General features: G+C 61.3%; 26 protein-coding genes. 11 read left to right on the top strand and 15 right to left on the bottom strand.

The genetic code is table 11. The features are described 5' to 3' along the window. Positions 1 to 80 precede the first annotated feature (80 nt). From tesB to FHX10_RS23270, 6 genes are all read left to right on the top strand, one after another. The gene (gene tesB / locus FHX10_RS23295; RefSeq protein ID WP_047615662.1) at positions 81 to 965 is read left to right on the top strand and encodes an acyl-CoA thioesterase II; all 885 of its coding nucleotides are present in this window, start codon (positions 81 to 83) and stop codon (positions 963 to 965) included. A gap of 210 nt (positions 966 to 1,175) precedes the next feature. Further along, positions 1,176 to 1,526, top strand: a complete 351-nt coding sequence (locus FHX10_RS23290) for a P-II family nitrogen regulator (RefSeq protein WP_003543684.1) — start codon at positions 1,176 to 1,178, stop codon at positions 1,524 to 1,526. Positions 1,527 to 1,553: 27 nt separating this feature from the next. Next, positions 1,554 to 2,981: an ammonium transporter gene (locus FHX10_RS23285; protein WP_028757775.1), complete on the top strand. Its 1,428-nt coding sequence runs from the start codon at positions 1,554 to 1,556 to the stop codon at positions 2,979 to 2,981. A 280-nt stretch (positions 2,982 to 3,261) separates the two neighbouring features. Further along, complete coding sequence (locus FHX10_RS23280) at positions 3,262 to 5,952, top strand: DNA translocase FtsK (RefSeq protein WP_028757776.1); 2,691 nt, start codon at positions 3,262 to 3,264, stop codon at positions 5,950 to 5,952. Between the two features lie 139 nt (positions 5,953 to 6,091). Beyond that, complete coding sequence (locus FHX10_RS23275; RefSeq protein ID WP_028757777.1) at positions 6,092 to 6,760, top strand: outer membrane lipoprotein carrier protein LolA; 669 nt, start codon at positions 6,092 to 6,094, stop codon at positions 6,758 to 6,760. Between the two features lie 133 nt (positions 6,761 to 6,893). Further along, the gene (locus FHX10_RS23270) at positions 6,894 to 7,697 is read left to right on the top strand and encodes an exodeoxyribonuclease III (RefSeq protein WP_028757778.1); all 804 of its coding nucleotides are present in this window, start codon (positions 6,894 to 6,896) and stop codon (positions 7,695 to 7,697) included. A 33-nt stretch (positions 7,698 to 7,730) separates the two neighbouring features. On the opposite strand, the gene FHX10_RS23265 is transcribed toward FHX10_RS23270, so the two are convergent. Both FHX10_RS23265 and FHX10_RS23260 read right to left on the bottom strand, forming a co-directional pair. Continuing rightward, entirely contained in the window at positions 7,731 to 8,186 is a 456-nt protein-coding gene (locus FHX10_RS23265) for a cyclic nucleotide-binding domain-containing protein (protein WP_028757779.1), read from the bottom strand. A gap of 97 nt (positions 8,187 to 8,283) precedes the next feature. Then, entirely contained in the window at positions 8,284 to 8,967 is a 684-nt protein-coding gene (locus FHX10_RS23260; RefSeq protein ID WP_003582964.1) for a response regulator transcription factor, read from the bottom strand. A gap of 166 nt (positions 8,968 to 9,133) precedes the next feature. Here FHX10_RS23260 and FHX10_RS23255 point away from each other — a divergent pair, with 166 nt between their 5' ends. Then, complete coding sequence (locus FHX10_RS23255; protein ID WP_063473820.1) at positions 9,134 to 9,655, top strand: L,D-transpeptidase; 522 nt, start codon at positions 9,134 to 9,136, stop codon at positions 9,653 to 9,655. 131 nt (positions 9,656 to 9,786) lie between these two features. Then, the gene (locus FHX10_RS23250; protein WP_063473819.1) at positions 9,787 to 10,617 is read left to right on the top strand and encodes an aldo/keto reductase; all 831 of its coding nucleotides are present in this window, start codon (positions 9,787 to 9,789) and stop codon (positions 10,615 to 10,617) included. Positions 10,618 to 10,698: 81 nt separating this feature from the next. Here the strand turns inward: FHX10_RS23250 and FHX10_RS23245 are convergent, their stop codons facing one another. From FHX10_RS23245 to ffh, 13 genes are all read right to left on the bottom strand, one after another. Then, the gene (locus FHX10_RS23245; RefSeq protein ID WP_047616056.1) at positions 10,699 to 11,052 is read right to left on the bottom strand and encodes a hypothetical protein; all 354 of its coding nucleotides are present in this window, start codon (positions 11,050 to 11,052) and stop codon (positions 10,699 to 10,701) included. A gap of 312 nt (positions 11,053 to 11,364) precedes the next feature. Beyond that, positions 11,365 to 12,774: a 3-isopropylmalate dehydratase large subunit gene (gene leuC, locus FHX10_RS23240; RefSeq protein WP_028757783.1), complete on the bottom strand. Its 1,410-nt coding sequence runs from the start codon at positions 12,772 to 12,774 to the stop codon at positions 11,365 to 11,367. A gap of 72 nt (positions 12,775 to 12,846) precedes the next feature. Then, a complete protein-coding gene (locus tag FHX10_RS35490; RefSeq protein WP_281413926.1) occupies positions 12,847 to 12,972 on the bottom strand; it encodes a hypothetical protein in 126 nt (41 codons plus the stop codon). A gap of 100 nt (positions 12,973 to 13,072) precedes the next feature. After that, the gene (locus tag FHX10_RS23235) at positions 13,073 to 13,426 is read right to left on the bottom strand and encodes a hypothetical protein (protein WP_132574369.1); all 354 of its coding nucleotides are present in this window, start codon (positions 13,424 to 13,426) and stop codon (positions 13,073 to 13,075) included. Further along, a complete protein-coding gene (locus FHX10_RS23230; protein ID WP_132574367.1) occupies positions 13,423 to 13,788 on the bottom strand; it encodes a hypothetical protein in 366 nt (121 codons plus the stop codon). Before FHX10_RS23230 ends, FHX10_RS23235 begins: the two co-directional genes overlap by 4 nt. Positions 13,789 to 13,858: 70 nt before the next feature. Continuing rightward, a complete protein-coding gene (locus FHX10_RS23225; RefSeq protein ID WP_132574365.1) occupies positions 13,859 to 14,671 on the bottom strand; it encodes an amino acid ABC transporter permease in 813 nt (270 codons plus the stop codon). A gap of 21 nt (positions 14,672 to 14,692) precedes the next feature. Further along, positions 14,693 to 15,490 (bottom strand): basic amino acid ABC transporter substrate-binding protein, encoded by a 798-nt coding sequence (locus FHX10_RS23220; RefSeq protein WP_063473818.1) that lies wholly within the window; start codon positions 15,488 to 15,490, stop codon positions 14,693 to 14,695. Between the two features lie 164 nt (positions 15,491 to 15,654). Beyond that, positions 15,655 to 16,206 carry a 50S ribosomal protein L19 gene (gene rplS, locus FHX10_RS23215; RefSeq protein WP_132574363.1) on the bottom strand — a complete coding sequence of 184 codons (552 nt, stop codon included), beginning with the start codon at positions 16,204 to 16,206 and terminating at the stop codon, positions 15,655 to 15,657. A 214-nt stretch (positions 16,207 to 16,420) separates the two neighbouring features. After that, positions 16,421 to 17,122, bottom strand: a complete 702-nt coding sequence (gene trmD, locus FHX10_RS23210; RefSeq protein WP_132574361.1) for a tRNA (guanosine(37)-N1)-methyltransferase TrmD — start codon at positions 17,120 to 17,122, stop codon at positions 16,421 to 16,423. Between the two features lie 4 nt (positions 17,123 to 17,126). Continuing rightward, a complete protein-coding gene (gene rimM / locus FHX10_RS23205) occupies positions 17,127 to 17,696 on the bottom strand; it encodes a ribosome maturation factor RimM (protein ID WP_028758033.1) in 570 nt (189 codons plus the stop codon). 115 nt (positions 17,697 to 17,811) lie between these two features. Further along, positions 17,812 to 18,183, bottom strand: a complete 372-nt coding sequence (gene rpsP, locus FHX10_RS23200) for a 30S ribosomal protein S16 (protein ID WP_028756609.1) — start codon at positions 18,181 to 18,183, stop codon at positions 17,812 to 17,814. 49 nt (positions 18,184 to 18,232) lie between these two features. Beyond that, complete coding sequence (locus FHX10_RS23195) at positions 18,233 to 18,553, bottom strand: chorismate mutase (protein WP_027682490.1); 321 nt, start codon at positions 18,551 to 18,553, stop codon at positions 18,233 to 18,235. Between the two features lie 16 nt (positions 18,554 to 18,569). Next, entirely contained in the window at positions 18,570 to 20,153 is a 1,584-nt protein-coding gene (ffh, locus tag FHX10_RS23190; protein WP_028756610.1) for a signal recognition particle protein, read from the bottom strand. A gap of 492 nt (positions 20,154 to 20,645) precedes the next feature. Here ffh and FHX10_RS23185 point away from each other — a divergent pair, with 492 nt between their 5' ends. The 3 genes from FHX10_RS23185 (at position 20,646) to mtaB (ending at position 23,125) form a co-directional block, all read left to right on the top strand. Continuing rightward, positions 20,646 to 20,870: a hypothetical protein gene (locus FHX10_RS23185; protein ID WP_028756611.1), complete on the top strand. Its 225-nt coding sequence runs from the start codon at positions 20,646 to 20,648 to the stop codon at positions 20,868 to 20,870. A 78-nt stretch (positions 20,871 to 20,948) separates the two neighbouring features. Then, positions 20,949 to 21,854: a diaminopimelate epimerase gene (gene dapF / locus FHX10_RS23180; protein WP_097631151.1), complete on the top strand. Its 906-nt coding sequence runs from the start codon at positions 20,949 to 20,951 to the stop codon at positions 21,852 to 21,854. Next, the gene (mtaB, locus tag FHX10_RS23175) at positions 21,851 to 23,125 is read left to right on the top strand and encodes a tRNA (N(6)-L-threonylcarbamoyladenosine(37)-C(2))-methylthiotransferase MtaB (RefSeq protein WP_183845234.1); all 1,275 of its coding nucleotides are present in this window, start codon (positions 21,851 to 21,853) and stop codon (positions 23,123 to 23,125) included. The genes dapF and mtaB overlap by 4 nt, the downstream gene beginning before the upstream one ends. The last annotated feature ends 5 nt before the right edge of the window (positions 23,126 to 23,130 follow it).

Genomic DNA, 23,130 nt, shown 5'->3' with positions numbered 1-23,130 from the left:
CCGCTCCCGTACCTTGTGCCTCAGATGTGATCTATATAGATCATCGCAACTTCACTTCCTACCGCCGGGAGACATAGAAAATGACGCGCGAGACATCAGGACCTTCGGCGATGGAGACGTTGCTTTCGACGCTCGACCTTGAGCCGATCGAGGTCGATATCTTCCGCGGTCGCAGTCCCAAGGTCGGATGGCAGCGGGTCTTCGGGGGGCAGGTGATCGGCCAGGCGCTGATGGCGGCGCAGCGCACCATCGAAGGCGAGCGTTTCGTCCATTCGCTGCATGCCTATTTCATGCGCCCCGGCGATCCCTCGGTGCCGATCGTCTACCAGGCGGAGCGCATTCGCGACGGATCGAGCTTCAACACGCGGCGTGTTGTCGCCATCCAGCACGGCAAGGCGATCTTTGCGCTGTCGGCCTCCTTCCAGGTGGAGGAACCGGGCTTCGAGCACCAGATCGCAATGCCCGAGGTCGAAATGCCCGAAGCGCTGCTCGGCGAACAGCAGATCAAGGAAGAATATCTTGCGCATGCGCCGGAGGCGATCCGAAAATACTGGCAGCGCGAGCGGCCGATCGAGATCCGCCCGGTCTCGCTGACGCATTATTTTTCCGACAAGAAGCTCGATCCCAGGCAAGATGTCTGGGTGCGCGCCACCGGCCCGGTTCCCGACGACCGACTCTATCAGGCGGCGGTGCTTGCCTATCTCTCGGATATGACGCTGCTCGATACGTCGCTCTATGCGCACGGCACGTCCATCTTCGACCAGAGCCTACAGGTGGCGAGCCTCGATCATTCCATGTGGTTCCACCGACCCTGCAAGCTCGACGACTGGTTGCTCTATACGCAGGATAGCCCGTCGGCTTCGGGCGCCAGGGGGTTGACCCGGGGCTGCCTGTTTACCCGAACGGGTGAGCTGATCGCCTCCGTTGCGCAGGAAGGTCTGATTCGGAAAAAGGCAAATGAATAAATAATGTGCATATTTGTAAATTTGCGCATTATTTGTGCGCTTATTGGCCGGTCAATTGCCTGTTTATTGGCATTCCTTATTATAACCTTTATTTTTCAATAACTTATAAGTTGCCTCGAATCTGGCACGCCCCTTGAATGTATATCGCCGGTCGCTGTTCAGGAACGTCAGCGGCAAGGAGAGTCGGCTCCGCGCCGAGGATAACGAAGGATGGGAAACCAGATGAAAATTGTGATGGCCATTATCAAGCCGTTCAAGCTCGATGAGGTCCGCGAAGCTCTTACGGCGATCGGTATTCAGGGGCTGACCGTGACCGAAGTGAAGGGCTACGGGCGCCAGAAGGGACATACCGAAATCTATCGCGGCACCGAATATGCGGTCAGCTTCCTGCCGAAGCTCAAGATCGAAATCGCCGTTGCATCGGAACTCGTCGACAGGGCGGTCGAAGCCATCGCGGCATCGGCCAAGACCGGTCAGATCGGCGACGGCAAGATTTTCGTCTATTCGATCGACCATGCCGTGCGCATCCGTACGGGCGAAACCGATTCAGAAGCGCTGTAAGAACGGCAGATCAAGGAGCTTTTTCCAATGTCACTTTCGAAGTTTTCTTCCGCCTTTGCGCTGACTTGCGCAGCAACGGCTGCCCTTCTGGCGCCGGCTGTGGCTTTTGCGCAGGAGGCTGCGCCAGCCGCTGCCGCTGCTGCCGCTCCTGCTCTCACCATGGACAAGGGTGACAATACCTGGATGCTCGTCTCCTCGGCGCTCGTCCTGCTGATGACCATCCCCGGCCTTGCGCTTTTCTACGGCGGTCTCGTCCGCGCCAAGAACATGCTCTCCGTGCTGATGCAGGTCTTCATGATCACCGCCGTCGTGGCGCTGATCTGGGTGACCTACGGCTATTCGCTCGCCTTCACCGATGGCGGCTCGCTGAACAGCTTCGTCGGCGGCTTCTCCAAGGCGTTCCTGGCCGGCGTCAACACCACGTCGCTCGTCGAAACCTTCTCGAAGGGCGTCGCCATTCCGGAATACACCTTCATCGTATTCCAGATGACCTTCGCCTGCATCACGCCCGGCCTGATCGTCGGCGCATTCGCCGAGCGCATCAAGTTCTCGGCCGTCATGCTCTTCGTCGTGCTTTGGGTCACCTTCATCTACTTCCCGATGGCGCACATGGTCTGGTTCTGGGGCGGTCCGAGCTCCTACACGTCGCCAGCCGGCCTGATCTTCTCCTATGGCGCAATCGACTTTGCCGGCGGCACGGTCGTTCACATCAATGCCGGTATCGCGGGCCTCGTCGGCGCCATCATGCTCGGCAAGCGCACGGGCTATAAGAAGGAAATCATGGCTCCGCATTCGATGACGCTGACCATGGTCGGCGCCTCGCTGCTCTGGGTCGGCTGGTTCGGCTTCAATGCCGGCTCCAACCTCGAAGCCAATTCCTATGCCTCGCTTGCCTTTATCAACACCTTCGTCGCAACGGCTGCCGCCGCTGTGTCCTGGTGCATCGTCGAAACCCTCACCCGCGGCAAGGCTTCCATGCTCGGTGGTGCTTCCGGCGCCGTCGCCGGTCTCGTCGCCATCACCCCGGCGGCAGGCTTTGCCGGCCCGATGGGTTCGATCGTTCTCGGCCTCATCGTTTCGCCGGTCTGCTACTTCTTCGTCGACGTCGTAAAGAACAAGTTCAACTACGATGACAGCCTCGATGTCTTCGGCGTCCATTGCGTCGGCGGCATCATCGGCGCTCTCGGCACCGGTATCCTCGTCAACCCGGCGCTCGGCGGTGCAGGCATCGTCGATTATTCGACAGCCGATTTCGCAGCCTCCTATGCCGGTACGGCAACCCAGGTCTTGAACCAGGCCAAGGGCGTGCTGACGACGCTGCTGTGGTCGGGTATCGGTTCGGCGATCCTCTACAAGATCGTCGACGTCGTCATCGGCCTGCGCGTCACCGTCGAAGCCGAGCGCGAAGGTCTCGACCTTTCGACCCACGGCGAAGCCGCCTACCACTCTTCCTGATCACAGGGTTTGCGGCGCCCGGCAAAAGGGCGCCGCTGAATGGCCCGTCGCGGCCTATCTAGAGCTTTTCCGGGTTAGACCCGGAAAAGCTGCCATAGACCGCATTTGGCCCGAACCTTCCAAGGTTCGGGTCTTTTTCATTTCCCCGTCCGGAATTGTCGTCCAGGCATGCATGGTTAACATCGCTTTAACCCGGCTCTGATTAGGTAGAGCGGACGCATTTTGGCACGACGAAGCTTCAGCGATTCGCGTGTCCTCAGGCATTGGACGGGTTAGACACATGGCAAGAAGCACGTCGCCGGCAATGGATGGCCGTCCGGATCGGTTCTCCTTCTCGGCATTCATGCTGCGGCAGATCCAGGCGCTCATCGGCTTTGCGATCTTTCTGCTGCTGGCGTTCTGCGTCGCGGCGCTGGCGACATGGAATGTCGCGGATCCGAGCTATTCCTACGCGACCGCCAACCTGCCGACGAATATTCTCGGTTATAGCGGTGCGGCCTTTGCCGATATCGTCATGCAGTTCCTCGGCCTTGCCAGCGTCGTTTCGATGCTGCCGATCGTCGCCTGGGCGCTGACGCTGATCTCGGGCCGTCGCTTCAGCCGTATTCCCGCCCGTGCCGGCGCCTGGTTCGGCGGTTCGGTGCTTTCCTGCGCCGTCCTCGGCTGTTTTCCGCCGCCGCTCACCTGGCCGATCCCGAACGGCATCGGCGGTGTCGTCGGCGATATGATCCTGCGTTTTCCCGCACTTTTCGTCGGCACCTATCCCACAGGCACCTTCGCCATGGTCGTCGGCTGCATCTTCGCCGCGCCGACCGCCTGGCTGATGCTCTTTGCATCGGGCCTTGTCGGTCGCAGCGACGTAGACGAGGAAATCGAGGAGGATTACGTCGAAACGCGTAGCAAGGCCCGCGTCGTCGGAGACGAGGACGAGGAGGACGATGAGTCCCGCTGGGTGGCTTTCAGCGGCGCCATGACGCATGCCTGGTACATGAGCCAGGGCCGGCTGCGCCGGCTCTTCGGCATGGGGCCGCGCAAGCGGCGCCAGGGTGATTACGAATCACCCTATGATTTCAACGATGACGAGTTCGGCACGCTGAACGAACCCGTGCGCGCCAAGGCGCCAACCGTCCGCGGCGAGCGTATGGAACCGTCGATGGAGCCATCGATGGGGGCAAGGGCGGCATCACCGCGCCGCATCGTCTCTGCGCCGTCGCTCTCCATCGATGACGACGATGATGACGACGATCTGCCCTTCGATGCCGACATGCCGCCGCGCCCGGCCGATATCCTGCCCGACGACGATGACGACGACTGGATGATCCGCGCGCCGGCAAAACCCGCCGGCAAGCCGGAGCCGCGCGTCGTTCCCGTGGTGGCGCGTCCGAAGCCCAGCGCCCGCATCGAGCGGGAGGCACAGGGCTCGTTCATCCGTCCCGAGGGTTTCCAGCTTCCCTCGATGCATCTGCTCGCCGAACCCAAGAATGTCGTGCGCGATTCCACGCTCTCGGCCGACGCGCTGGAGCAGAATGCCCGGATGCTCGAAGGCGTGCTCGAAGATTTCGGCGTCAAGGGCGACATCATCCATGTCCGCCCCGGCCCTGTCGTGACACTCTACGAACTGGAGCCGGCGCCCGGCATCAAGTCGTCGCGGGTCATCGGCCTTGCCGATGATATCGCCCGCTCGATGAGCGCCATTGCCGCCCGTGTCGCTGTCGTGCCCGGCCGCAACGCGATCGGCATCGAATTGCCCAACCAGACGCGCGAGACCGTCTATCTGCGCGAACTCATCGCCTCCCGGGATTTCGAAGGCAGCAAGGCGAAGCTCGCCATGGCGCTGGGCAAGACGATCGGCGGCGAAGCCGTCATCGCCGACCTCGCCAAGATGCCGCATCTGCTTGTTGCCGGCACCACCGGCTCGGGCAAGTCGGTCGCCATCAATACGATGATCCTGTCCCTGCTCTACCGCATGACGCCGGAACAGTGCCGGCTGATCATGATCGACCCCAAGATGCTCGAACTCTCCGTCTATGACGGCATCCCGCATCTGCTTTCGCCTGTCGTCACCGATCCGAAGAAGGCCGTCGTCGCGCTCAAATGGACCGTGCGCGAGATGGAAGAGCGCTACAAGAAGATGTCGAAGATCGGCGTGCGCAACATCGACGGCTTCAACACCCGCGTCGAGCAGGCGCTGTCGAAGGGCGAGGCGATCTCGCGCACGGTGCAGACCGGCTTCGATCGCCATACCGGCGAGGCGATGTACGAGACCGAAGAATTCGATCTCAGGCCGATGCCCTATATCGTCGTCATCATCGACGAGATGGCTGACCTGATGATGGTCGCCGGCAAGGACATCGAAGGCGCCGTGCAGCGGCTGGCGCAGATGGCGCGCGCCGCCGGCATCCACGTGATCATGGCGACACAGCGCCCATCGGTCGATGTCATCACCGGCACGATCAAGGCAAACTTCCCGACCCGCATTTCCTTCCAGGTGACCTCGAAGATCGACAGCCGCACCATTCTCGGCGAACAGGGCGCCGAGCAGCTGCTCGGCATGGGCGACATGCTTTATATGGCGGGCGGCGGGCGTATCCAGCGCGTGCACGGCCCGTTCGTTTCGGATGTCGAGGTGGAAGAGATCGTCTCCTACCTGAAGACCCAGGGCTCGCCGCAATATCTCGATGCGATCACTGCCGATGACGATGACGACGGCGATTACGGCGGCGGTGGCGGCGGTCCGGCCGGCACCTCCAACCTGTCCGATTCGGAAGATCCCTACGACCAGGCGGTCGCCATCGTGCTACGCGACGGCAAGGCCTCGACCTCCTACGTCCAGCGCCGGCTCGGCATCGGCTACAACCGTGCCGCCTCGCTCGTCGAGCGCATGGAGAAGGAAGGCATCATCGGACCGGCCAACCATGCCGGCAAACGCGAGATTCTCGTTCCCACCGAAGGCGACATCCTCGACCGCTGACAGAACAGCCATATATTTCCGATGCAGCCGCTTTTGCGGAAACCTGACAGCATCGAAGCCGTTACCTCTCGCAGGCCGATCGCAATGCCTTGAAGACGCCGCCTTTCGGCAGCATGCAGATCGCATAAAGGAGATTTAGATGAGTCACTCCGATACCTTCCTCTCCGGCCTGACGGTAACGCGCCGCGATCTGCTCGGCGCCTTTGCCGTCGCTGCGGTGGCGAGCGCCATTCCCCTCGGCGCCTACGCTCAGGCGGCGGCTCCCGCCTCCGGCACCGCGCAGGCAATCGCCGACCATTTTTCCGGCGTCACGACGATGCAGGGCGAATTCGTGCAGTTCGGCCCGCGCGGCGAGCAGACCGGCGGCAAGTTCTTCATCCAGCGCCCAGGCAAGCTGCGCTTCAATTATGACGACCCGTCGCCGATGCGGGTGATCGCTGACGGCAAGAACGTCGCCATCGGCAATACGAAGCTCAAGACCTGGGATCTCTATCCGCTCTCCAAGACCCCGCTCAGCCTGCTCCTGGCGCAGCGCATCGACCTGTCGGCCGGCATGGTGAAGGGCGTGAAGGAGGAGTCGGACCTGACGACGATCGCGCTCGGCAACAATACGGTGTTTGGAAACTCGACCATCACCATGATGTTCGACCCGAAGACCTACGACCTGCGTCAATGGACGATCACCGACAATCAGGGCAAGGACACCTCGGTGATGATCTTCAACGTCAAGACGGGCATGCAGTTCGATGATCGCGTCTTCCGCGTGCCGTATGAGAGCATCCCAGGCACGCCTCAGTCGCGCGACTGAGCTTTTCGGTTGCTTTCGCACGCGGCCGGTTCCCTCGCGTCCGCGTTTATTCTAAAGCCCTTTCATGAAAGCGCGTCGCGTCGAGCTGCAGCTCGGCCGACACGCGGGCATTGGACGCGAGAGGGCATCGGGCATGGGTTTTTCGATCACCACCTGGAACATCAACTCGGTGCGGCTGCGCATGCCGATCGTCGAGCAACTCGTCCTCAAGCACAGGCCTGATATCCTGTGCCTGCAGGAAACCAAGGTGACGAACGAGCTGTTTCCGGCGGCACCGCTGCGGGCGATGGGCTATAACCACATCATCATCCACGGTCAGAAGGGCTATCACGGCGTGGCGATCGCTTCGCGCATTCCGCTGACCGAGGATCACCGCCAGGATTATTGCGGCGTCGGCGATGCCCGCCACATCTCGGCGATCTTCGAGCACGGCAATCGCCGCGTCCGGCTGCACAATTTCTACGTCCCGGCCGGCGGCGACGAGCCTGATCGGACGATCAATCCGAAATTCGGCCACAAGCTCGATTTCATCGAGGAGATGAAGCTGCTGAAAGCCAATGGCGAGGCCAATACCTCGGCCATCCTCGTCGGCGACCTCAATATCGCGCCGCTGGAGCACGACGTCTGGTCGCACAAGCAGCTTCTGAAGATCGTCAGCCATACGCCCGTCGAAACCGAGGGGCTGCTCGAGGTGATGAAGCGCGGCGCCTGGCTCGATCTCATGCGCCAGCATGTGCCGGCCAGCGAGAAGCTCTACACCTGGTGGAGCTACCGCGCCAAGGACTGGGAGGCCGCCGATCGCGGCCGCCGTCTCGACCATATCTGGTCGTCATCGGATCTCGGGCCGCATCTGAAGCGGATCGAGATCCTGAAGGAGGCGCGTGGCTGGGACCGGCCCTCCGACCACGTGCCGGTGACGGCGCATTTCGATTTCTAGCGCGTCCTTTCGGACGCGCTGTCTCTATCAGTCTTAGCTGAAGCGGTAGAACTGGCTTGCGGCCTTTGCCGCAAGTTCGGCGAGATTGTCGCGGATGCGGTTCTCGATCAGTCGGGCTGCGTCCGGATATTCCTCGATCAGCCGGTGGAAGAGGGCACGGGTGATGCGGATGATGCTGGTGTCCTCGCGCGCGATGGCCGTGAACTTGCGCTCCACCAAGGTGACCAGTGCCAGCTCGGAAACCAGCGTTCCGGGACCGGCGACCCCCTCTGTCCTCTGCATGCCGTCGCTGCTCGTCGCGCTCAGTTCCAGGCTACCGCTGAGGATGACGTAGGCGCTCTCGGCGGGCGAGCCCTGGCGAAACAGCATCTGGCCGGCGGCGATCATGCGCCGGTCGGCGCCGAAGGCGATCAACCGCAGCTGATCCTCGTTCATGTCCTTGAACAGAGGAAGCTGCGCGAGCAGGTTGATATCGTCGGTCAGCGCCATGCGGGCTTTTCGCCTTAGTACGGAGCGATTTTGCGTCCGGAATTGCGTGAAACGCAGAGATAGAGCATTTCGGTGATTCGGAGAAAACGGAAATGCTCTAGGGTATGATCTTGTAGCCGCCGTTTTCCGTGACGAGGATTTCGGCATTGGAGGGGTCGCGCTCGATCTTCTGGCGCAGGCGGTAGACGTGGGTTTCCAGCGTATGCGTCGTTACGCCGGAATTATAGCCCCAGACTTCCTCGAGAAGCACGTCGCGGGTGACCACCTTCTGTTCGGCACGGTAGAGATAGCGGATGATCGCCGCTTCCTTTTCCGTCAGCCGGATCTTCTGACCATTGTCGGTGGTGAGCAACTTCTGGCTCGGCTTGAAGAGGTAGGGGCCGACGGTGAAGGTCGCATCCTCGCTCTGCTCGTGCTGGCGCAGTTGCACCCGGATACGCGCGAGCAGAACGGCGAAACGGAAGGGCTTGGTGACATAGTCGTTGGCGCCGGCTTCGAGGCCGAGGATCGTGTCCGAATCGGTATCGTGGCCGGTCAGCATGATGATCGGCGCCTTGAAGCCGCCCTTGCGCAGCAGTTTCACCGCCTCGCGGCCGTCCATATCGGGCAGGCCGACATCCATGATCAGCAGATCGACCGGTGTCGAGCGGGCGGTCGCAACACCCTTGCCGGCGTTGGCTTCCTGCAAAACCGAAAATTCCTCATACAGCGACAATTGCTCCGTCAGGGTCTGACGAAGGTCATCGTCGTCATCCACCAGAAGAATGGTGCGTGCGGTCATGCCCTTGCTTTCCTCATGTTAAGTCCCCTAGTCCTACGCCAAATTCCTGGTTTGGCAAGGATCGGGCGCAGGCTGTTGCCGCGCAGGTTTTCATATGATTTCAATCAAAGCCCCAGACAATGCAAGACATGCGAGAAAAATGGAAAAAACAAGGCAGGGACGGGGCATGACGCCATCGACGATCGTGGTGCGCCCTGCGCCGGGGCGTAAGAGCCGGGCGATCGTCCGGCTTGGCGCGATCACCGTGCCTGCCGCGATCGGCCGTTCCGGCCGCACGGTCATGAAACGCGAGGGCGACGGCGCCACGCCGATCGCCTCGATGAGGCTGATATCAGGCTTCCGGCGGGGCGAGCGGAACGGCCGGCTCGTCACGCCGCTTCCCATCCGCCGCATACGTGCCGACATGCTCTGGTGCGATCAGTCCGGCAATGCCAGCTACAACCGTCTCGTCAGGGCGCCGTTCGGCGCAAGTCATGAGGAGATGCGGCGCAGCGACGGGCTCTACGATATCTGCCTGGTGATGGACTGGAACATTTCCTCGCGTGCGCGCAATCGCGGCTCGGCGATCTTCTTCCATCTGATCCGGCCAGGCTATGAGCCGACGGCCGGCTGCGTCGCGGTGAGCCTGCGCGACATGCGCCGCCTGCTGCCGCACCTTCGACAGGGAACGATTGTCCGGGTCGTCTGATTGTCTTCCGGATGCGGCCGCCTATATGTTTTCGGTGACCGAACGCTCCGGCTGAAATGCGTTCCGGGACGCCCGCAGGTGCGGACGCAATTCATGCCTCGTCCAATTCTTCAAACTCCCGGAGATATAGTGTGACCGCTCAACCCATCATCACTTTCCATGACGGACATTCCATTCCCCAGGTCGGCCTCGGTGTCTGGCAGACGCCGCAGGAGATCGCCGCTCCGACCGTGCGGACGGCGATCGCCGCAGGCTACCGCCATATCGATACTGCTTCCGGCTACGACAATGAAGAGGGCGTCGGCGAAGGCATTCGCTCCTCCGGCCTCGACCGCAAGGACATCTTCGTCACCACCAAGCTCAGGAATACCGACCAGGGCTACGACAATGCGCTGCGCGCCTTCGACGGCAGCCTGAAGAAGCTCGGTTCGGAGTATGTCGATCTCTATCTCATCCACTGGCCGTCGCCGCATCGCGGTCTTTATACCGAGACCTGGAAAGCTTTCGTGCGCATCCGGGAAGAGGGCCGCGCCCGTTCGATCGGCGTGTCGAATTTCTATCCCGAACATCTGGAGCGCATCATCGGCGAAACCGGCGTCGTTCCCGTCATCAACCAGATCGAGCTGCACCCCGACTTCCAGCAGAAGGCGGCGCAGGAGGCTCATCAGAAACTTAACATCGTCACCGAATCCTGGAGCCCACTCGGCCAGGGCAAGTTCATCTCGAACGCCGTGATCGGCGAGATCGCCAAAAAGCATCAGAAGACGCCGGCACAGGTGATCATCCGCTGGCACATCGACACCGGCCTCGTCGTCATCCCGAAATCGGTGACGCCATCGCGCATCGAGGAGAATTTTAAGGTGTTCGACTTCAAGCTCGATGCCGATGACATGGCGGCGATCGCCAAGCTCGACAGCGCCGACGCCCGCATGGGACCGGATCCGCACACAGCAACCTTCTGATCGCCGTCCCAATCATTGCTAAGCCAATCAGCGGCCGCCCCGGGAGAGATCGCCCGCGGCGGCCTTTGTATGGCGGTCGCATCAATAATTACATTTGGACGAGCCGTTGGTCGGGGTAAAACCGAAGTTGCAGGCATTGTTCAGGCGCTGCGGCCGTCCGATCGAGCCGGTATATTCGTCCGAAGCATTGAAAGCGCGCGCGGGATACCAGTAGCCGTTCGAGCTCCTGATATAGCCAGCCCGGGCGCTGCTGTAGCCGCGATACCCGTTGAGGGACGGTATCTTGCTTTGCGCGACCTGTTGCAGCAGGGCGGAAGAGATCACCGGCGGCGGTGTCGGATGGATCGGCGCGGCAGCAGCGACATCGATCGATGCCAGCGATACGAATACGCCCAGGATGGTTCGCGGCAGGCGTCCTGCCATTTTCGGTCTCATGGCTATTCTCCCAGATCACACAACGCGGAGCTTTCCTGGTGCAGCCAGGCCAGTTGATCGCCGAGGCCGGTAACGGACGCCCGAAAGCGGTGCCTGTCGAACGTCGCGCGAGTTGCGCCTGAAAGCGCCATGTCGATGAAGCCACAGGCATTCTTCGATGTCGATTGCCCGAACGGGTGAAATCGGGAACTCGGGTCATGCACTGACACGGATATGGGGCATCGCCCGATGAGACAGGGTACCATAAAATGCGAAGCCCCCGATGCCTTCAGGAGGCATCGGGGGCTTCGGACTGTCATCCGTTTTGACGGATCAATTCCACTCGCGGATATCGACGAAGTGTCCGGCGATCGCGGCTGCCGCTGCCATTGCCGGCGAGACGAGATGCGTGCGGCCCTTGAAGCCCTGACGGCCTTCGAAGTTGCGGTTCGAGGTCGAGGCACAGCGTTCGCCCGGCTTCAGGCGGTCGTCGTTCATGGCAAGGCACATGGAGCAGCCCGGCTCGCGCCAGTCGAAACCGGCGGCCTTGAAGATCTTGTCGAGACCTTCGGCTTCCGCCTGTTCCTTGACGAGGCCTGAGCCCGGAACGATCATCGCGTCGACGGTCGGGGCAACCGTCTTGCCTTCGACGACCTTGGCGACTTCGCGCAGATCCTCGATACGGCCGTTGGTGCAGGAGCCGATGAAGACGCGGTCGAGCGTGATGTCGGTCATCTTGGTGCCCGGCTTCAGGCCCATATAGTCGAGCGCGCGCCACTTGGAGGTGCGTTTGGTTTCGTCCTGGATATCGTCGGGGTTCGGAACGATGCCCTGGACGGAGATGACGTCCTCGGGCGAGGAGCCCCAGGAGACGATCGGCGGCAGGCTGGCGGCGTCGAGGACGACGACGCGGTCATAGTGAGCGCCTTCGTCGGTCTGCAGCGTCTTCCAATAAGCGATCGCCTGTTCCAGCGCCTCGCCCTTCGGCGCGCGCGGCTTGCCCTTGATGTATTCGAAGGTCTTTTCGTCAGGCGCGATGAGGCCGGCGCGGGCGCCGCCTTCGATCGTCATGTTGCAGATGGTCATGCGGCCTTCCATCGACAGCGCGCGGATCGCTTCGCCGGCAAATTCGATGACGTGGCCGGTGCCGCCGGCGGTGCCGATCTCGCCGATGATGGCAAGGATGATGTCCTTGGCGGTAACGTGCGGCGGAAGCAGGCCGTCGACACGCACCAGCATGTTCTTCGCCTTCTTCTGGATCAGCGTCTGGGTCGCCAGAACATGCTCGACCTCGGAGGTGCCGATGCCATGCGCCAGCGCGCCGAAGGCGCCGTGCGTCGAGGTGTGGCTGTCACCGCAGACGATGGTCATGCCGGGCAGGGTGAAGCCCTGTTCCGGGCCGACGATGTGAACGATGCCCTGGCGCTTGTCGCTTGCCGAATAATATTCGACGCCGAATTCGGCGGCGTTGGTGGCGAGCGCCTCCACCTGGATGCGGCTTTCCTCGTTCTTGATGCCGAGGTGGCGATCGGGCGAGGTCGGGACGTTATGGTCGACGACGGCCAGCGTCTTTTCCGGGGCGCGAACCTTGCGGCCGGTCATGCGCAGGCCTTCGAACGCCTGCGGCGAGGTGACTTCGTGGACCAGATGGCGGTCGATGTAGAGAAGACAGGTGCCGTCTGCCTGTTCGTCGACCAGATGATCGTCCCAGATCTTGTCGTAGAGGGTACGCGGTGCGCTCATGGCGTTAAGTCCGTTTTTTTGGAAGCTTTGGAAAATCGAGAATGCGGATCAGGCTCCGCGGCCGTCATTCGATCAACGAAGTCGGCTGTTGAGCGCACCGGACACGCAGGCAAAAAACCGCGCCGGCAGGCGATAATGGTCCTGCAGCACGAAAATATGCGCGCCAGTGCATCTGAACTTGGATTCCATCGCCTGCATATATCAACTTTCCACCGCCTGAGCAATGTTCTGCTAAGTCACATGCTCCAGTGGATAAATCGGATTACAGAGTCGAATATCCCTGGGTGAACTGTCGGCCTCAATTCCAGTTACAGCTTAGTTCGTCTTCAAAGCAACGATAGCCGACATTGCCTGCCAAGCAGCGTAGGAGCGGCCGATAAGATCCCTGGCCCAAAGTGCGGCAGTAGGCGAATGATTTTTCCGAGACGATCGTCCAGTGCTCAGCGAGCTTCTTCTTTGCGTCAGCCTCATCCTGAAGACACTTGTTTGTCTCGATGTTTTTTTCATCCGCATTCAGCATCTTTGAGGTTAGCCGGACACAGTATGAGTCGTCATATTCAGGCAACTCTGCTGCTTCTACAGAATACGGTTCTCCAATAGTGGCTACCAAAAGAAGCGCGGCGACCGAAAACTCTAGGAATCGTATCGTCACAGCGTTTTTCCGCGACAAGTCAGTGTTCCCGAATAGCATTTTTGACCAACGATAGATGAAAGGCATCCCATGAGCTGCTGATAGGATTTAATCTCATCCATGGTTCCCTTAGATTTCATACAGAATTTCATGTCATCGTCGGTAACCAGGAACCAATGTTTCTGCAATTGCTCCTTAAAGCGATTTTCGGAGCGATTGCATTGTATAAGAGCAAGGAAGCGGTCGGCGGGCTTTATCGGCTGCTTTGCGACTTCCGTACAAAATTCCCCTTGAAACGCGGGAAATTCGGTGGCTTCAGCCGGAAATGATATCGTGCTGGCAAAAACAACGATCGCCAAGAAAAACGGGAGAGGCGCGGTCATCTAAAGACTCCAAGACTTTGCAACCTAGAAATTGCTCCTGAAAAAGACGCAGGCAAAAAGTTGGCTTCGTTCACCGCGACTTCAGCCACTTCTCCGTCCGCCGCAGGACCAGCGACAGGCCGATCGTCAGGATCAGGTAGATATAGGTGACGATCGAATAGGTCTCGAAGAAGCGGAAGGAGCCGGCGGCGTAGACCTTGCCCATCTGGGTGATGTCGGCGACGCCGAGCACGGAGACGAGCGAGCTGTCCTTGACCATCGAAACGAAATCGTTGGAGAGCGGCGGGAAGATCACCCGGATCGCCTGCGGAAAGACGACGGAGCGGAAACGCCGGTAGCGCGAGAGACCGAGCGCCTTGGCCGCCTCGATCTGGCCGATATCGACCGACTGGAAACCGGCCCGAAAGATCTCGGCGATGAAGGAGGAATAACCGATCGTCAGCGCGATGACCGCCCGCCACATCAGTGAGAGATCGCGCACCAGGATGGGCTCGGCCATGCCTGACGTCACCAGCGGCGAAATCAGGAAATTATAGGCTGCGACCAGTGCCGGCGCACCGACGAAGGCGACATAGAACAGCAGCACGAGGATTGGGATGCCGCGGATGATCTCGATGTAGAACCGTGCGATCTGGCGCAACACCGGGCTGTCGGCCATGCCGAGCAGGCAGATGCCGAGGCCGAGCACGGTGGCGAGCACGAAGGCGACCAGCGTCACGAAGACGGTGATGCCGACACCGTTGACGACGGTGCGAAAGACCTGAGCATAGATATCGTTGGTGATGATGACAACGGCAAGGACGATGCCGATCGCGACGAGCGCGACCAGCCACCAGGGATAGTCGTCCTTGACGGGTCTGTGGGAAGATGTTTGCAGGGCCATTCGTCTAGCGGCTGCTCGGCATCATTCGCCCATCTTGTAGTCGAGGAACCACTTCTTGTTCAGCCCATCCAGCGTGCCGTCGGCCTTGAGTGCTGAAATGGCGGCGTTGACGGGGGCGACGAGATCGGACCCCTTCGGGAAGATGAAGCCGAAATCCTCGGTGCCGAGCGGCTCGCCGATCAGCTTCAGGGCGCCGCCTGAAGCATCGACATATCCTTTGCCGGCGGTGCCATCGGTCAGCACGACGTCGACGTCGCCGGCCTTCAATGCCTGGACGGTGGCGCCGAAGGTTTCGAAGAGCTTGATGCGCGGGTTCTGCTCGTTGCCATCCAGCACTTCATAGACAGCGGTGTAGAAGGGCGTGGTGCCGGGCTGCGCGCCGACCAGGCCATCCTTGAATTCGCCGAAGGACTTGGCATCGGTGAAACGCTTCTCGTCGCCGCGCACCAGCATGAACTGCTGCGAGCGCATATAGGGGTCGGAGAAATCCACCTTCTGCTTGCGGTCTTCCTTGATGGTGATGCCGGTCATGCCGATGTTGTACTGGCCGTCGGACACTGCCTGGATCATCGCGTCCCAGCTGGTGTTCTGGTATTCGACCTTGAAATTCAGCCGCTTGGCGATCTCGTTCATCGCATCATATTCCCAGCCGATCGCCTTGCCCGATTTCGGATCGACGAATTGCAGCGGTGGATAGGCATTCTCGGTCACGACGACGACACTCTTGCCGCCGAGATCAGGCAATTCGGCGGCCGATGCGGCCAGGGGGGCAAGAGCAAGGGCGGCGAAGCTCGCAAGAACGGTACGACGAAACAACATTGAATGGTTCCTAAAAATTGAACGGCAAAAACTGTCACGGAAGATAGGCCCGAGGCAAGGCCGCCAGCTGCGTGGCCAAACAAAAAATAGAAAAGGCGACCCGGAGGCCGCCTTTCCAAGCGAAGAATTTTGCTTCAAGCAAAGAATTTTGCGTGGTGCAGATCTTATTCTGCTGCCGGTTCCGCTGCAGCGGCAGCGGCAGCGGCTGCTGCTTCAGCAGCGGCCTTGGCTTCCGCAGCTTCTGCTGCTGCCTTCTCGGCGGCGAGCGCCTGGGCTGCTGCAACCTTTTCAGCTTCGATGCGTGCCTTTTCCTCGGCAATGGCGGCGCGCTCGGCGTCGTTGAGCTTGCGGGCGCGGACGCCGGTGTCTTCAACGATACGGGCAGACTTGCCGCGACGGTCGCGGAGGTAATAGAGCTTGGCGCGACGGACCTTACCGCGGCGAACGACGTCGACGCTTTCGATCATCGGCGAGTAGACCGGGAATACGCGCTCGACGCCTTCGCCGTAGGAGATCTTGCGGACCGTGAAGTTTTCCTGCAGGCCGCCGCCGGAGCGGGCGATGCAGACGCCTTCATAGGCCTGAACGCGGGTACGGTTGCCTTCCGTGACCTTCACGTTGACGCGGACGGTGTCGCCCGGGGAAAATTCGGGAAGCGTGCGCTTGGCTTCGATCTTGGCGGCCTGTTCGGCCTCAAGCTGCTGAATGATGTTCATCGTCTTAACCTTTGGTTCTTCTGAAACAGCCAGAGCGCTCGACACTGATCCTTCGGAACTGGCCTCAGGACTTTGCCCATCAAGGGCGGGAGCGGATTCGCCATTCTTTGTTTGCTGGCAGACGGGGATAAACCCCATTTCCGCGTGCGCCAATACACGAAAGGCCAGGGCTTGTCATCCCTTGGACGGCATTTTTGTGAAAAGGGCCGCGAAATCAGCCGTTTTTCTCGTTTCTGGCCTTTTCGAGCAGATCCGGGCGGCGCAGCTCGGTCAGCCGCACCGCCTCCTGGTGCCGCCATTTCTCGATGGCGCCGTGGTTGCCCGAGGTGAGGACGGAGGGAATTTCGCGGCCTTCCCACTCCTGCGGCCGGGTATAATGGGGATGTTCCAGCAGTCCGCCTTCGAAGCTTTCGTGCAGGCCGGAAAGATCGTTGCCCATGACGCCTGGCAGGATGCGGATGATCGCATCGAGGACGATCAATGCGGCCGGCTCGCCGCCTGACAGCACATAGTCGCCGATCGAGACCTCTTCCAGTCCGCGCGCCTCAATCACCCGCTGGTCGACACCCTCGAAACGGCCGCAGACGATGATGACGCCGTCGCCTGCCGCGAGCGCGCGCACACGCTCCTGTGTCAGCGGCCGGCCGCGCGGGCTCATCAGCAGCCGCGGGCGGGTATCGTTTTCCGAGACGCTGTCGATCGCACGGGCGAGAACGTCGGGTTTCAGCACCATTCCGGCGCCGCCGCCGGCAGGGGTGTCGTCGACGCTGCGGTGCCTGTCGGTGGCGAAGTCGCGGATCTGCACCGCGTCCAGCGACCATTGCCCGCGCTCCATCGCCTTGCCGGCGAGCGAGAAGCCCAGATGTCCCGGAAACATCTCCGGATAGAGTGTCAGCACGCTCGCCCGGAAAGCCATGGCGTCACTTCTTCTTTTTCGGCTTGTCCGCGGTGAATTTCGAAAGCTCTTCGGGATCGTCGACCAGTCCCGCCGCCAGCGGATCGATCAGCAGTGTGCCGGCCTCGAGATCGATCTCCAGCACCGAGGCTTCGGAGAAGGGGATCAGCACTGGGCGCTTGCCCGGGCCTTTGAGTTCCAGGAGATCGCCGGCGCCGAAATCGAAGACGCCGGTGACCGTGCCGTAGCTGACACCCTTGTCATCTAGCGCTTCGAGCCCTTCGAGATCGGCATAGTAGAACTCGTCGTCCTCCAGTTCCTCGTCCGGCAGGTTGTCGCGTTCGATATAGAGCTCAAGTCCGTTCAGCGCCTCGGCGGCATTGCGGTCGTTGACGCCGCGGAAACGGACGACGACGACATTCTTGGTCTCGCGGATTTCGAGGACTTCGAAACTGCGGCCGTCCATGCTGTGGAGATGGCCGTAGTCGCCAAGCGCGCTGGGATCGGCCGTATAGGCCTTGGCGCGCACCTCGCCCCGGAGGCCCTGCGCGCCACCGATCGTCGCCATCAGAACGGGGTTTTCAAGCTTTGTCATGGGTTCCTTCATGTGAAGCCGAAAGACAGGTTTCTCATAAACGAAGTGCGCAAGATTGGAAACGAAAACGGGCGGCATGTCGCCATGCCGCCCGCTCGATCGAGGGAAGTCCCGATTATTCCGCGGCGTCGGCAGCAGCAGCGGCTGCGTCGGCAACCTTCTGAGCCTTTTCGGCGGCGCGCTCCTGGGCGCGCTTGCCCGGCTTTGCCTTGATCGGGTTGTTCTTGGTTTCGCGCTTGGCAACGCCGGCTTCATCGAGGAAGCGCAGAACACGGTCGGTCGGCTGGGCGCCGTTTTCGATCCAGTGCTTGATGCGCTCGGCGTTCAGCTGAACGCGCTTCTCGTCGTCCTTGGCAAGCATCGGGTTCCAGGAACCGAGGTTTTCCAGGAAGCGGCCGTCACGCGGGCTGCGCGCATCGGCGAGAACGACGTGGTAGTACGGGCGCTTCTTGGAGCCACCGCGGGCGAGACGAATTTTCAGTGCCATGTTCTTTACTCCTTAGGCTTTTCTTGACCACCTGGTTCGGTGGTACGGGTTATCGGGCTGCAGCGCTCTGTTCAGCGTGATCCGCAGCGATCTGCTCATGATGCCGGATGACTTCCTTGATGACGAAGTTCAGGAACTTCTCAGCGAAATCCGGATCCAGATTGGCGGTTTTCGCCAGCTGGCGAAGGCGTTCGATCTGGTATTCCTCGCGCGCCGGGTCGGCCGGCGGCAGATTGTATTTGGCCTTCAGCACGCCGACCTCTTTGGTGCAGCGGAAGCGTTCGGCCAGCATGTGCACGAGAGCGGCATCGATATTGTCGATCGACTGACGATAGCTCGCGAGCTGGGCTTTGACGTTTGGATCAATCATGGGGCAAGCGATCCTTTCACTTCTTCTTCGGCAATCCGGGCAATCCCGGGAACCCACCGCCAAGGCCCGGCAGCTTGGCGCCGCCGAGGCCTGGCAAACCACCCGGCAGACCGCCGAGACCGGGCATACCCCCACCCGGTTTTCCAAGTCCCGCCGCTTCCGCCTGCTTCTGCAGGGCCTCGAGCTGCCGGGGATCGATATTCGAGAGATCGGGCATGCCGCCGCCCATGCCGCCCAAGCCGCCAAGTCCCATCTTGCCGGCAAGGCCGCCCATCATCTGCTTCATCATGCCGCCTTTGCCCTTGCCGCCCATCATCTTCATCATGTCCGCCATCTGGCGGTGCATCTTCAGAAGCTTGTTGATGGCGGCGGCATCGGTGCCGGAACCGGCGGCGATGCGCTTCTTACGCGAATGCTTGAGCAGGTCGGGATTGGCGCGCTCGGCCTTGGTCATCGACTGGATGATGGCGATCTGGCGGCCGAAAAGCTTGTCGTCGAGGCCGGCTGCGGCCATCTTGTCCTTCATGCCGGCCATGCCGGGCATCATGCCCATGATGCCGCCCATGCCGCCCATCTTCTGCATCTGGCGCAGCTGATCGGCGAGGTCGTCGAGGTCGAACTTGCCCTTGGCCATCTTGGCGGCCATGGCGGCCGCCTTCTCGGCGTCGATATTCTCCGCAGCGCGCTCGACGAGCGAGACGATGTCGCCCATGCCGAGGATGCGGTCGGCGATGCGGCGGGGATGGAATTCCTCCAGCTCGCTCATCTTCTCGCCGACGCCGATCAGCTTGATCGGCTTGCCGGTGACGGCGCGCATCGAAAGGGCCGCACCACCGCGGCCGTCGCCGTCCATGCGGGTCAGCACCAGACCGGTGATGCCGACGCGTTCGTCGAAATTGCGGGCGAGGTTGACGGCGTCCTGGCCGGTGAGGCTGTCGGCGACCAGCAGGATTTCATGCGGGTTCGAGCGCTTCTTGATGTCGGCCATCTCGACCATCAAGGGCTCGTCGATATGCGTGCGGCCGGCGGTATCGAGGATGACGACGTCATGGCCGCCGAGCTTGGCCGCCTGTACGGCGCGCGCGGCAATATCCGTCGGCGACTGGCCTGAAATGATGGGCAGCGTATCGATATTGGCCTGGGCGCCAAGCTGGCGAAGCTGCTCCTGGGCTGCCGGACGGCGCGTGTCGAGCGACGCCATCAGCACCTTCTTCTTCTCGCGCGTCGACAGGCGATTGGCGATCTTCGCCGTCGTCGTCGTCTTGCCGGAGCCCTGCAGACCGACCATCATGACGACGACGGGGGCGGGCGCATGCAGGTCGATGCCGACCCCTTCGCCGCCCAGCATCTCGATCAGTTCGTCATGGACGATCTTGACGACCATCTGGCCGGGCTTGATCGACTTCAGGATCTCGGCGCCGACGGCCTTTTCTCGCACGCGGTCAGTGAAGGAACGCACGACGTCGAGCGCGACGTCGGCCTCCAGCAACGCACGGCGAACCTCGCGCAGCGCTGCGGAAACATCGGCTTCCGAAAGCGCGCCACGGCCTGTCAGTCCATTCAGAATGGATCCAAGACGGTCCTGGAGGTTTTCAAACATCGGCTCTTCCTTGATACGTTTCGGGCGGGTTGGGATATGCCCGGAAACGTCGTGCTTTTCCTTGACGAAAACAAGACGCAAAGCCAAAAAGCACCCGAGGGCGCATCGCGCTGTCGGGTGTTGACCTCCGGGATCTCAGGGTCCCGGTCGGCGGCTCGGAGTCATGCGGCTCGTCGCGGATTGGGCGCGATAAACAGGAAAGCTGCACGAAAGTCAAGGTGAATGCGGACAAATGACCGCGTGGCGGCTTTTCAAAGGCCGTTTGACGTGGGCGCGGCGGATGTGCCGGCGGACAGGGCATGAAAGTACATGTTCAAGTCGACTTGTGTATAGCATTGCGCGTTCCGCTTGGTTCTTCCGATTTTGCCGGCAAAAATTCCGCTTGTCGGCCTGGATTCCCTGGGCGGGCCAGTTGCAAAATATTCCGCTTATGATTCTATTTTCTACTTAAGTGCCTCCTGTAAAATGATTCGTGAATATCCTTGATGCCGAATGAATCGGCGGAGATATCGAATGATAGATCCTGATATTGAGAGCTGGGCGCTGGCGCGGGCTCATCATATTGTTCTGAACGAAGGCTTGAATCTTGCGAAGGCGGCACAGGATCTGGATCGCAAACGGTCCCGCTCGCTGGTCTACGAGTTGAGGAAGGTCATCACCGCAGCGATCGTCGAAGCCCATGCTGCGTCCTTCGATCGCGACGGTGTGCAGCGGTAACGCCTGCCCGGCACTCACCCACTGGTAATTCCCGCGCATTTCCGCCATATACACCGGAAAGACAGACGGAACGATACCATGAGTGCAACGGTCGAATTCGCGAGGATGAACGGACTTGGCAACAAGATCCTGGTCGTCGACATGCGCGGCCGGCCGGATAAGGTGACGCCGGCGGCGGCGGTCGCGCTCAATGCGGATCCACAGACCGAGTTCGACCAGATCATGGCGATCCATGATCCGAAGGCCGAGGGCACCGATGCCTTCATCGATATCCTGAATTCCGATGGCTCGAAGGCGCAGGCCTGCGGCAACGGTACACGTTGCGTCGTGCAGGCGCTTGCCGCCGAAACCGGCCGGAAGGTCTTCACCTTCCAGACGGTCGCCGGCATCCTCAATGCCGTCGAGCACGAGGACGGGACGATCTCGGTCGATATGGGCCGGCCGGTCTTTGATTGGGACAGGATTCCGCTGGCGGAAGAATTCCACGACACCAGCCGCATCGAACTGCAGATCGGCCCGATCGACAATCCGGTGCTGCATTCGCCATCGGCGATGTCGATGGGCAATCCGCATGCGATCTTCTGGGTCGACAGGGACGTGATGTCCTATGATCTTGCCCGTTTCGGACCGCTGCTCGAAAATCATCCGATGTTTCCCGAGCGCGCCAATATCACGCTGGCGCAGGTGACCTCGCCGACATCCCTGACGACGCGCACCTGGGAGCGGGGCGCGGGACTGACGCTCGCCTGCGGCTCGGCCGCCTGTTCGGCTGCCGTCAGCGCTGCGCGCACCGGCCGCACCGGCCGCAAGGTGACGATCAATGTGGCAAGCGCCAAGCCGCCGGCCGCACTTTCCATCGAATGGCGCGAGCGCGACGATCACGTCATCATGACCGGCCCGGCCGAATGGGAATGGTCGGGCAGACTCGATCCTTCGACGGGTCTCTGGTCGCGCGATGGTACCCGAGAGGCGGAGGCGCAGTGAGCGGTATCGAGGTCATTACCTTCGGCTGCCGCCTCAACACATATGAATCCGAAGTGATGAAGGCGCAGGCTGAAAAGGCCGGGCTCAACAATGCCATCCTGGTCAATACCTGTGCCGTCACCGGCGAGGCCGTGCGCCAGGCCCGCCAGGCGATCCGCCGGGCGCGGCGCGACAATCCGCATGCCCGCATCATCGTCACCGGCTGCGCCGCGCAGACGGAAAAGCAGGCCTTTGCCGACATGGCAGAGGTCGATGCCGTGCTCGGCAATGAGGAGAAGCTGACCAGCGCCTCCTATCGCAGCCTGCCGGATTTCGGCGTCTCGGCCGAAGAGAAGCTCCGCGTCAACGACATCATGAGCGTCAAGGCGACGGCGCCGCAGATGGTCAGGCATATCGACGGCCATGTGCGCGCTTTCATCCAGGTGCAGAACGGCTGCGATCACCGCTGCACCTTCTGCATCATTCCCTATGGTCGCGGCAATTCCCGCTCCGTGCCGATGGGCGCCGTCGTCGACCAGGCCCGCAATCTCGTCGCCGGTGGTTATCGCGAGATCGTGCTGACCGGTGTCGACGCCACCAGCTATGGCGGCGATCTGCCCGGCGCCCCGACGCTCGGCCTCCTGGCCAAGACACTGCTGAAGCAGCTCCCCGATATCCGCCGCCTCAGGCTTTCCTCGATCGACAGCATCGAGGCCGATGCCCACCTGATGGATCTGATTGCCGACGAGCCGCGTTTCATGCCGCATCTGCATCTGTCGCTGCAGCATGGCGACGACATGATCCTGAAGCGCATGAAGCGGCGGCATTTACGCGCCGACGCGCTGCGTTTCATCGAGGAGGCGCGCCGTCTTCGACCCGAGATGAGCTTCGGCGCCGATATGATCGCCGGCTTCCCAACCGAAACCGAAGAGATGTTCGACAATGCCGTGCGGCTGGCTGAAGAGGCTGATATCGCGCATTTGCACGTCTTCCCCTACAGCCCGCGTCCCGGCACGCCGGCTGCCCGCATGCCGCAGCTCGACCGGTCGCTGGTCAAGGATCGCGCCGCCAGGCTGCGCGCCGCTGGACATATGCTGCATCAGTCCCATCTCGATCGGATGATCGGAACCCGGCAATGGCTGCTTGTTGAAAACAACGGCCTGGCGCATACGGAGAACTTCACGCTGGTTGCCGCGCCCGGCCTTCGTCCCGGCGAACTTGTGCCGGTCACGATCAACGGCCACAATGGCAAGCATCTCGACATGCAATTGACGGCCGCAGCCGCGGCCTGACTTTC

It is taken from the genome of Rhizobium sp. BK591 (assembly GCF_014195045.1).
In the GTDB taxonomy this organism is placed as follows: Bacteria; Pseudomonadota; Alphaproteobacteria; order Rhizobiales; family Rhizobiaceae; genus Rhizobium; species Rhizobium anhuiense.
This window is presented reverse-complemented; position numbering and strand designations above follow the sequence as displayed.